The sequence below is a fragment of the Thermanaerothrix sp. genome (assembly GCF_056331585.1).
Window position 1 is genome coordinate 70,317 of the sequence record NZ_JBWGPQ010000004.1, and the last position, 9,403, is coordinate 79,719.

General features: G+C 56.5%; 10 protein-coding genes and 1 pseudogene. 7 read left to right on the forward strand and 4 right to left on the reverse strand.

The window, feature by feature from the left end; all coding sequences use genetic code 11:
- The first annotated feature begins 78 nt into the window (after positions 1-78).
- Genes AC01YT_RS02960 through AC01YT_RS02985 form a run of 6 tightly spaced genes read left to right on the forward strand, consistent with a single transcriptional unit; the run spans position 79 to position 4,620 of the window.
- Positions 79-495 (forward strand): PPC domain-containing DNA-binding protein, encoded by a 417-nt coding sequence (locus tag AC01YT_RS02960; protein WP_424912862.1) that lies wholly within the window; start codon positions 79-81, stop codon positions 493-495.
- A gap of 4 nt (positions 496-499) precedes the next feature.
- Positions 500-1,456 (forward strand): nucleoside hydrolase, encoded by a 957-nt coding sequence (locus AC01YT_RS02965; protein WP_476672729.1) that lies wholly within the window; start codon positions 500-502, stop codon positions 1,454-1,456.
- 32 nt (positions 1,457-1,488) lie between these two features.
- Positions 1,489-2,094 carry an ECF transporter S component gene (locus AC01YT_RS02970; RefSeq protein WP_424912860.1) on the forward strand — a complete coding sequence of 202 codons (606 nt, stop codon included), beginning with the start codon at positions 1,489-1,491 and terminating at the stop codon, positions 2,092-2,094.
- A 60-nt stretch (positions 2,095-2,154) separates the two neighbouring features.
- Complete coding sequence (locus tag AC01YT_RS02975) at positions 2,155-2,934, forward strand: energy-coupling factor transporter transmembrane component T family protein (protein ID WP_315625530.1); 780 nt, start codon at positions 2,155-2,157, stop codon at positions 2,932-2,934.
- Positions 2,925-3,794: an energy-coupling factor ABC transporter ATP-binding protein gene (locus AC01YT_RS02980; RefSeq protein WP_476672730.1), complete on the forward strand. Its 870-nt coding sequence runs from the start codon at positions 2,925-2,927 to the stop codon at positions 3,792-3,794. The genes AC01YT_RS02975 and AC01YT_RS02980 overlap by 10 nt, the downstream gene beginning before the upstream one ends.
- Entirely contained in the window at positions 3,778-4,620 is an 843-nt protein-coding gene (locus tag AC01YT_RS02985; protein WP_476672731.1) for an energy-coupling factor ABC transporter ATP-binding protein, read from the forward strand. The genes AC01YT_RS02980 and AC01YT_RS02985 overlap by 17 nt, the downstream gene beginning before the upstream one ends.
- Here AC01YT_RS02985 and AC01YT_RS02990 read toward each other — a convergent pair.
- Together AC01YT_RS02990 and AC01YT_RS02995 are read right to left on the reverse strand one after the other, a co-directional pair.
- On the reverse strand, positions 4,617-5,432 hold the full coding sequence (locus tag AC01YT_RS02990; RefSeq protein ID WP_476672732.1) for an HAD-IIB family hydrolase: 816 nt from the start codon (positions 5,430-5,432) through the stop codon (positions 4,617-4,619). The genes AC01YT_RS02985 and AC01YT_RS02990 overlap by 4 nt on opposite strands.
- Positions 5,433-5,447: 15 nt before the next feature.
- On the reverse strand, positions 5,448-6,500 hold the full coding sequence (locus AC01YT_RS02995; protein WP_476672733.1) for a Rossmann-like domain-containing protein: 1,053 nt from the start codon (positions 6,498-6,500) through the stop codon (positions 5,448-5,450).
- Between AC01YT_RS02995 and AC01YT_RS03000 the strand changes: the two genes are divergently transcribed.
- Positions 6,483-7,430, forward strand: coding sequence for an LCP family protein (locus AC01YT_RS03000; RefSeq protein WP_476672734.1), 948 nt, complete (start codon positions 6,483-6,485; stop codon positions 7,428-7,430). The genes AC01YT_RS02995 and AC01YT_RS03000 overlap by 18 nt on opposite strands.
- 11 nt (positions 7,431-7,441) lie before the next feature.
- Here the strand turns inward: AC01YT_RS03000 and AC01YT_RS03005 are convergent, their stop codons facing one another.
- Both AC01YT_RS03005 and AC01YT_RS03010 read right to left on the reverse strand, forming a co-directional pair.
- A complete protein-coding gene (locus AC01YT_RS03005) occupies positions 7,442-9,136 on the reverse strand; it encodes an ABC1 kinase family protein (RefSeq protein WP_476672735.1) in 1,695 nt (564 codons plus the stop codon).
- A gap of 63 nt (positions 9,137-9,199) precedes the next feature.
- Positions 9,200-9,403: pseudogene (locus AC01YT_RS03010) on the reverse strand (hypothetical protein); the annotation flags it as partial.

Below are 9,403 nucleotides of genomic sequence, written 5' to 3' on the forward strand. Positions count from 1 at the left end.
GTTGGTATAATTATAGTCACACTTGGTTTTTCTGGTTTTGCCTTTCTTAATCACCCCCGTGGATTGGACATTGCCAGAATGAATACCATTCCGCTTCAAGTCGTTGCCTTGCGGTTACGCCCAGGCCAGGATCTCAAACAGTCCCTTGATTCCTGGGCGCATGGAAACGCCATTCAGGCGGCTGTGGTCTTAACGTGTGTGGGGAGTTTACAGCGCGCAGCACTGCGTCTGGCCAACCAGCCCGGTCCCACGGTGTACGAAGGAAAATTTGAGATTGTTTCCCTGACCGGCACCTTGTCCGTTCATGGGTCGCACTATCATATTGCAATTTCCGATTCCTTGGGTCAAACCCTGGGTGGTCACCTCATGGAGGGCAGTCTGGTGTATACCACCGCGGAAATTGCCCTGGGTATCTTACCAGGGGTAAGGTTTGAGCGCCGTTTTGACCCTGAGAGCGGTTATGACGAACTCTTTGTGGTAAGCGAGAGAGATTGAGACAATGGCTGAACCCGTGCGCATTCTGATAGATACCGACCCTGGCATTGATGATGCGCTGGCAATTTTATTGGCGCTGGCTTCCCCCGAGGTGCAGGTTGAGGGTATCAGTGTGGTGTTTGGTAATTGTGCTGTGGATCAAGGGGTACGCAATGCCCTGGCTGTTCTGGACCTGGTGCACGCACCGCAGATCCCGGTGGCGCGCGGCATGGAACGCCCGCTGGTGCAGCCCCTACTTTTAGCCCCTGAAACGCACGGCGATACTGGCCTGGGTTATGCCCGCTTGCCAGAACCAACCCGGCAACCCCACCCGCGCCATGGCATGGATTTAATCGTCGAGATGGCGCGCTCTGCACCGGGTGAGATTACGTTGGTGGCCTTGGGTCCATTAACCAATCTGGCGATGGCATTGCGGCGGGAGCCGCGCTTGGTCAACTGGTTACGGCGCGTGATTATCATGGGGGGTGCAATTCGCCACCAGGGCAATACCACCCCTCTGGCTGAGTTTAACGTCTATTGTGATCCGCACGCGGCTCATATTGTGTATCACTCCGGCCTGCCCATCACCCTGGTGCCACTGGACGTCACTTATCAGGTGGTGCTCAAACCAGAACATGTAAATTATTTGCTGTCGTTTGAGTCTCCGGTCGCGCATTTCATTGCGGATGCGACGCGGTTCTACATGGAATTTCATGACGCCTATCAACAGATTGAAGGGTGTGTGATCAATGACCCGCTGGCGCTGGCGGTAGCCTTTGCGCCGGATTTGGTCGGTACGGAGGCTCATTTTGTGGATGTGGATATCAGCGGTGGGGTCAGCATGGGCAAGACCTTTGCTGACTTTTACCGCATGACCGGCAAACCAACCAATATGGAGGTGGCTCTCACTGTTGATCATACGCGCTTTATCAATCTGTTTGTTGAGCGGATGGCCTGCCTTTGTCGCTGCATCCCGGCTTAATCCTGTCTTTCCATCCCCCCAAGGAGGACACGATGAAACTGATTGATTCGATCAAAAAGGATTTCAATACCATGACCCTGGTTCTGATCCCGGTCGCGATTGCCATCAATGTGGTCATTGGGCAAATTGTGGTCCTGCTCCGACTACCGGTTTATCTAGACTCCATTGGCACGGTGCTGGTCGGGGCGATTTGCGGACCGTGGGCTGGCGCACTGACAGGGACGCTTTCCAACATCATCTGGGGCTTGCTTATAGATCCCAATGCGTTCCCCTGGTTCCCGGTAGCCCTGTTCATCGGATTTGTCTCAGGTTGGTGTGCCCATTTTGGTCTTTTCCGCACCTGGTGGGGCGTGGTGGTCACGGGCTTTCTGGTTGCGATCACGGCTGCAATCGTCTCCACGCCTATCGCGGTATATCTTTATGGTGGGATCACAGCCAGCGGCTCCTCGTTTATTACCGCGTTCTTACTCCAGACCGGGCGCGATTTGGTCAGCGCGGTATTAAGCACCAATTTCTTGGTGGAACCGGTGGATAAGATTGCGACGGCGCTGCTCGCCTATGCCATCATCCGTGGTTTGTCTCGCCGTTACCTAATGCGCTTTCCGCGGGCCGAGAATGTCATGCCCAAACAAGCCTAAGTGAAGCCCCAGTGTTTACCTTGGGTTTCATCGTTTACGTTTTTAAGGCCTAGCTGAAGCATGGTTGAGCGCCTCTCGTTTTATTTGGAACGGAATAGTCCGCTCCATCGTTTGAATCCAACCACCAAACTGGTGGTGGCATTCACGCTGATTCTGGTGGCCTTTCTAGGGCGCGGGCTATTCCTCCCCAGTTTAATCTTTGTGCTTATCTTATTGCCGTTATCCTTTTTAGGGCAGGTGGGGCGGGAGTTTCTGCGCACGACGCTGAATCTGCTCTTGCCACTGTTTGCATTCCTCTTTGTCATGCAAAGCCTGTTTTACCCTGGTGGCAAAACAGTGCTCTTTGGATTCTGGATCTTTGCCGTCAAATTGGAGGGGGTACGCTTTGCCTTTCTCACCGCGACACGGGTTTTGGTGATGGTCTCTTCGTTCCTCTTGCTCCTCCTTACTACTCATCCCGGAGTGCTGCTACTGGATCTTACCCAGCGCGGGTTACCGGCTTCGGTAGCTTATATCCTGGCCTCGACTCTGCAGATTATCCCGCAGATGCAGGCCAAAGCTGCGACCATACTTGATGCCCAGCGCTCGCGTGGGCTGGATACCAGCGGTAGTTTGGGGCGGCGCATTCGAGCGCTATTACCCCTTGTGGGACCGCTGGTCTTCGGTTCCCTGGTGGATGTCGAGGAACGTGCCATTGCGATTGAGGCACGGGGGTTCCGTTCCTCGCGTCCTAAGACTAGTTTGGTCGAGATCGAAGACCGCCCGTTGGAGCGGGCGTTGCGCTGGTTATGCCTGGTCGCACTTATCCTGGCTGTTGGGAGTCAGTGGCTATGGCCGTAATTGAAATCCATCACCTGACCTACACCTACCCGGCCAGTGATCATCCTGCCTTGCGCGGGGTCAGCCTGGACGTCGAAGCCGGGGAGTTCGTAGCACTCATAGGGCCGAACGGGGCGGGTAAATCCACCCTCTGTTACACCCTGGCTGGCTTTGTGCCTCACTTTTTTAAGGGCGATTTACAAGGTGAGGTTCGGGTGGCCGGACAGGATATCCGTCAGGTACGATTGGAAGATTGGGTGCTCAAGGTGGGATTGGTGTTCCAGAATCCGTTCAACCAGATTTCGGGGGCAAAATTTACGGTTTATGAGGAAATTGCCTTTGGCCTGGAAAACATCGGCGTGCCTCGCGAAGAAATGCGGCGGCGGGTGGAGGAAGTGATGGCGCTGACTGGCATCACCGACTTGGCTAGTCGTTCACCCTATGCCCTTTCGGGTGGGCAACAACAACGGGTGGCCTTGGCTTCGATTCTGGTGATGCAGCCAGAGGTGCTGGTCCTAGATGAACCCACCTCTCAACTGGATCCCATCGGTTCCCGCGAAGTTTTTCAGGTCATTCGTCGCTTAGCACACCAGGGTGTGACCATTGTGATGGCGGAACACAAGGTGGAATGGATTGCAGAATATGCCGATCGGGTCATTGCGCTTGCCGACGGCGAGGTGATCGCTAGTGGCAAACCAACGGAGGTACTTACCGATCCGCGTTTACCAGAATATGGGATAGGGATTTCACGTTATACTGCTATCGCTCGTCGCGCCGCCGAGGAAGGGCTCTGGCCGCCGCAACAACGCCTGCCGGTAACGCTGGAAGAGGCCGCAACCGGTTTTCGCGCTTTGGAGGAAGCCCATGCGCATCAGCGTTGAGGATCTGCATTTCACCTATCCCAGCGGGGTCGAAGCGCTGCGCGGGGTCTCTTTGACCATTGAACCCGGCGAACGGGTGGCGATCGTGGGGCAGAACGGCGCCGGTAAGACGACCCTGGTCAAGCATCTCAACGGCTTGCTACGTCCTACTCAGGGGCGCGTGCTGATCGGAGATTGGGATACTTCTCAGGTGGAGGTACATCGTTTAGCCCAACGAGTGGGTTATGTCTTTCAGAATCCGGACGATCAACTCTTTTGCCGCACCGTAGCCGAGGAGGTGGCGTTTGGCCCACGTAACTTGGGGTATCCCTTGGAGCGGGTCAGGCAGTTGGTGGAGGATGCTTTGCGCTTGGCTGAATTAACCGACAAGGCCGAGGTGAATCCCTATGATCTTTCACCCTCCTGGCGTAAGATGGTTGCTTTGGCTTCGGTGATCGCGATGGATACCCCGATTGTCATCTTTGATGAGCCGACCACTGGGCAGGATGCGCGAACCATCCATCGGATAGAACATATTCTTAAGGCCCTTGCCCAGCGCCAGAAGACGATTATCACTATCACCCATGATATTGATTTCTGTGCCGAGAACTTTGAGCGGGTGGTGGTGATGGGACAAGGGCGGGTGCTGGCCGATGGGCCCAAAGGAATCGTGCTGGGAAAGGTGGATGTCCTGGCACAAACCTATGTTGAGCCACCACAGTTGACCCGCTTGGGGATGCGGTTGGGGTTTGAGCAAACGGTTTGTACCCCTACTCAATTCCTGGACGCCTTACGCCACCGTTTAGATCATCTCCGGAGATCAGCACCTACAGGGCGTGAAGGCTAAGCTTTTAGCCATCCTTTGGCATGTAGCAGGTCAAAGATAGGTGTAAGCAGCCCCCGGGGCTGACGATCTATAAGGTGATGCGCATGAGCCCGGGCCAGGGGCGATGCGTTAAGAGGCGCGATAGTTAGGTCGGCACAGGCGAACATAGGGACGTCATTGTCGCCATCGCCGACAGCCACGATTTTGACCTGTTTCAGGCCCAGACGGGGTAACAGAGCCCGTAACCCAAAACCCTTATTGACGCCCTGGCGGGTGACCTCGTAGATGACATCCAGACTATAACTACCTTCAACCGGCAGATCACGGGTGGCCTTGGCAAATGCGGCTAATACCTCGGGTCGATCGGAGAGGCACATCAGTTTACCGAAGCCCGGCCCTTTTGGCGCTTCGCTCAGTGGGCGAGGAAGGAAACCAAATCGCTCGGCGGCGTGTAAGCCGAACGGTGTAATCTCTTCTAGATAAGCCCCATCCAGTCCTTGCCACAGGAAGGCAGCTCCTGGGAATTGGGGCACCAGCGCGTGTAAATAGGCCTCAGCCTCGGGAGGGATAGGAAAATAGTCTTCCAGGACCTCGCCGGGGCGGTAGATAGCAGCGCCGTTTTGCAATACCAGGGGGAAGGGCAGGGGTTCATCCCGGTAGAGGCCGGCGCGTTCTAACACCCGCCGTGCGCTTTCCAGCGAGCGACCGGTCGCAAACACCAGTGTGACAGGTAAAGGCTGGCGAAGCAAGTCAGCATCCTTGGGATGTACCTCGCGCTCTTCAATTAGAAGCGTGCCGTCCAGGTCAATGCTCAACACGATGGGGGTTGACATAAGGAAAATCCTTGGCTAGGGAGGTGTCGTCCCCGATTTTACTCCAGAACCAGAGGGGTCAGAATTCACGTTTTCGCGGGATAGGGTGAGCAAGCGTACCCCCTGTACCTGAGGGAAGGCGGCCCCTTGCTGAATGGTGAGCAAGGCGGCAGCTTCGTCCTCGATGCGGGCGCCGGAAAGCATGGCGAAGCCGAATTCAAACAAGCGTGGGGTCAAGGGGGTACTTGGACCAAGCAGCATTATCCAGGCCTGGGGAGGGCATAGTGCCAGCAAGTCTTCCAGGGTGTGGTTAATCAGGGTAGTGGCGGTGATGGCGATCACCTCAGCGTGAGGCAAAACCTCGGGGGCAGCGCTGGCCGGCAAATCACCGGGGGCAGGATGGAGTTCCAGTACCCACAGGTTGCGGGCTAAAGGGCGCAGGTCATTGACAAATGGGAAGTGCCCGATGACGGCCACATTGCGCCCGGCGCCGCGGTGCTTAAGCACCGCGGCGGCGTTGAGTTCCTGAAATGGCAGTCCCTCCAGGGATAAGAGGGAATTATGGGCGGCCAGGCCGATGCTGGCCTCGAGGGGATTTGCAGAGGTCAACCAGGCGGCTAGTTCTTGGGCACTTTTTGTGTGCAACCGACCAACATCGCGCACGCGGTGGCTTCCGTGTGGCGCCTCGGTTGCGGTCATCGTGGCGGCTAATCCGCAATGCCGTGAACAGACCATGGTCCAGTGCACACCGACATATACCCCGCGCACCGGGATGGGTGAGGTGGGCAAATCGGCCAGCAAGGCATTGATGATGTGGGAGGTGGTCATAAGACGTTTCTGGGATTTAAGTAATTCCCTGCCGATTATAGCCCAAGAAAGGATGACCGGGTTAGAAAAAAGGCTCGCAACGCTGATGGCTTTTAGAGAAATTACAATTCGCAGAAGGATGAAAAACATAGACCGCCATCCCTGGACTTGAGGTGTGCTGGGGATGGCGTAGATGTCCTGGATGTCCTGGCAAAACATAAGGTTTGTGCCGAGAACCGATTTGGGGTAAAATTGCACACTGCTATGATGGAAAATTGGCATGACCCCGACTTAACTCAACCGGTTCCGGGGCGCGAGCCGGCGAGTGAAAAAACACGGCCCCGCCTGACCGAACCCATGGCACGCTTTCAGCCGGTGCCGCTAAAAAAGCGCCGCCAACGCGGGTTGGGGTGTCTGGCTTTGCTTCTGATCCCGGCGGTGGCTTTTTTTGCGGCCTATTTCCTGACCCCGTTCCAGACGCGTATCCTGTTGATGGGTATTGATCGCGCTCCGGTAGGAAGCATGGTGGCCCGCACCGATACCATCATCCTGGTTGGGATTGAACCGTTGCAACCACGTGTGCGCCTGCTTTCCATACCGCGCGATTTGTGGGTCACGATCCCCGGCGAAGGAGAGAATCGCATCAATACCGCGCATTTCTTTGCCGAGGCCAAGGTACCCGGCAGTGGCCCTCGGGCGTTACAGGAAACGCTGCGTTACAACTTTGGCCTCAACGTTCCTTTTTATGCCCGGGTGCGCTTTGAAGGCTTTGTGGCACTGGTGGATGCGATGGGCGGAATCACGCTAGACCTTCCGGAACCCATGGCAGGCTTGGATGCCGGGCAGCACCACTTGAATGGTGAACAGGCGTTGGCATTTGTGCGCAATCGCACCGGCAGTGATGATTTCTTCCGCATGGCGCATGGGCAGTTGTTGCTCAAAGCCGCTTTTCGCCAGATGCTCAAACCGTCCTCCTGGCCACGTATCCCGGCAGTGTTGTTGGCAGCAACCCAGGTGGTAGATACGAACGTCCCGACCTGGTTATGGCCGCGGCTGGCGCTGGCCCTGTTACGCGCTGGTCCGGACGGCATCGAAACCCATGTGTTGGGGCGAGAAATGGTGACACCCTTTACCACTAGCGGTGGTGCCAACGTGCTCTTGCCCAATTGGGAGGTGATTCATCCCATGGTGCAGGACATGTTTGGTTCGTAAGGGGATGCCCCTTAGCGCGGAAGCAAGGCTAATACCAGGGCAACCAGGGCACCCAATCCGGCTAGCGCGGCGGCGAGGTAGCGGTCATTGAGTGCCAGTTGAGTCGCACTAAGCATAAGGGCCATGAAGATTAATGCTGTGCTGATCTGACGAGTTGACCGTTCCAGGCGCTCCAACTGCCTTTGCGCGGTGGGGTCGCTGACCTCCAGACGTCCCTGGGCAAGGCGGGCGAGGACGGCATCGGCGCGCTGAGGCAAACTGACCAGGGTGCGCAGCATTTGCAGCAAGGTTTTGAGTAGGGGGCGCAGCAAGCTCTCTTGCTCGGCGCGCATCAGCCGTTCGGCATAGGGGACAACGCTTTCCCATACATTGAATTGCGGATCGAGCCCCAGGCAGATTCCATCTAAAATCGAAAGGCAGCGTCCTAAGAGAAGCAGGTTTTGAGGGAGCTGGAACGGCATCTGGTAGAGTAATTGGCGGAACTCTACCAGGAGGGCTAACACCTCGTCTTGGCTCATGCTGATTTCCGCCAGCGTTTTGCCCCAAAAGCGGTCAAAGACCTCTTGGGTGGCTTTTTCGATCAATCCCAGATCGGCGGTGGGAAGCAGAATCCCCATCCTTTGGTAGGCTTGCACCAGGCGGGCCGCGTCTCGGCTGGCCACCCCGATCAATACCTCACGCAGTGCGTCCATCAGGTCGGGTGGGACGGTGCCAGTCATGCCAAAATCAACAAACACCAGTTGCCAGGCTGGTTGGGTTGGCTCGCTATCCTCAGCCTCCATCGGCAGGGGATGGACGAAGAGATTACCGGGATGCGGATCGGCATGAAAGAAGCCGTCTTCAAAGATTTGTTTGAGGTAGGTGGCGATCAGACGCTTGGCGACTTGGGCGCGATCAATTCCCGCTGCCTCAATGGCCGTGTAATCCGTGATTTTGATGTCCCCAACATCTTCCAGGGTCAAGACGCGGCGGGTGGTATATTCCCAGTAGACCTTGGGAATGCGCACCTCAGTGTGCCCGGCAAAGTTGGCCGCAAAAATTTCGGCATGGCGTGCCTCGCTCAGATAATCTATTTCTTCATGTAATATGCGGCTGAATTCCTCGACCAACGCAGGCACATTGGCCCGCCGCCTGATCGGTGGAAACCAATTGACCCAGCGTGCAACCACTTTAAGCGCTCGTAGATCCGTTTCGACCAACATTGGGATGTTGGGGCGCTGCACTTTGACCACCACGGCCAGCGGTGTTGGATCAGGGGCTGTAGCGGGTGGGTTGAGCAGGGCGCGGTGCACCTGCCCGATGGACGCGGCAGCCAGTGGAGTTTCCTCAAAGGCCAGAAATTGTGCTTCTAATGCCGTCCTAAATTCGGCCTCAATCATCTTGCGAATGGCCTCGAAAGGTTCCGGCGCCACTTCGTCTTGCAGGCCACTGAGTTCTTCGGTGATTTCGGGGGGAAGGACATCAATCCGGGTAGAAAGAAACTGCCCGACTTTGATCATCACCCCACCCAGTTGGATGGCCATTTGGCGGAATGTGGCGGCAAGGTGGCGAAAACGTTGCGGGCGGGACGTGCGCGCCAGTTTTCCCAGCCCCAAGCGGGGAAGTAGAATATCCCAGGCCAGTATGTGGAGGATGACCCCGGCAAAGAAACGCAAAATGCGACGATAGCGCGCGCGTAGCATCGCAAAGATTATAGCATTCAACATCAACGCCGCCCCGGGCATGGAGACATGGGGCGGCGTTGGCTTGGGAAAACTAAATCCTTAAATTTAAGGGTGTGCGGGGCCATTTCCTTGGCGCGGTGGCTGAGCGGTTGGCATCATTGGCCCGCTGCCAGGAGTGCAGGTGGCTTCGGGACCGGGGCCAGGTCCATACCCACTACCGGGGGTAGGGGTGTCCTGGGTCCAGGGGTTACCACCTTGTCCTCTGCCATAACCGCTGCCAGGGGTAGGGGTGTCCTGGGTCCAGGGGTT

Excerpts from the sequence above, each read along its gene's own strand:
- AC01YT_RS02960 (WP_424912862.1), top strand. The coding sequence starts at position 79 with ATGAATACCATTCCGCTTCAAGTCGTTGCCTTGCGGTTACGCCCAGGC.
- AC01YT_RS02965 (WP_476672729.1), top strand. The coding sequence starts at position 500 with ATGGCTGAACCCGTGCGCATTCTGATAGATACCGACCCTGGCATTGAT.
- AC01YT_RS02970 (WP_424912860.1), top strand. The coding sequence starts at position 1,489 with ATGAAACTGATTGATTCGATCAAAAAGGATTTCAATACCATGACCCTG.
- AC01YT_RS02975 (WP_315625530.1), top strand. The coding sequence starts at position 2,155 with ATGGTTGAGCGCCTCTCGTTTTATTTGGAACGGAATAGTCCGCTCCAT.
- AC01YT_RS02980 (WP_476672730.1), top strand. The coding sequence starts at position 2,925 with ATGGCCGTAATTGAAATCCATCACCTGACCTACACCTACCCGGCCAGT.
- AC01YT_RS02985 (WP_476672731.1), top strand. The coding sequence starts at position 3,778 with ATGCGCATCAGCGTTGAGGATCTGCATTTCACCTATCCCAGCGGGGTC.
- AC01YT_RS02990 (WP_476672732.1), bottom strand. The coding sequence starts at position 5,432 with ATGTCAACCCCCATCGTGTTGAGCATTGACCTGGACGGCACGCTTCTA.
- AC01YT_RS03000 (WP_476672734.1), top strand. The coding sequence starts at position 6,483 with ATGATGGAAAATTGGCATGACCCCGACTTAACTCAACCGGTTCCGGGG.
- AC01YT_RS02995 (WP_476672733.1), bottom strand. The coding sequence starts at position 6,500 with ATGCCAATTTTCCATCATAGCAGTGTGCAATTTTACCCCAAATCGGTT.
- AC01YT_RS03005 (WP_476672735.1), bottom strand. The coding sequence starts at position 9,136 with ATGTTGAATGCTATAATCTTTGCGATGCTACGCGCGCGCTATCGTCGC.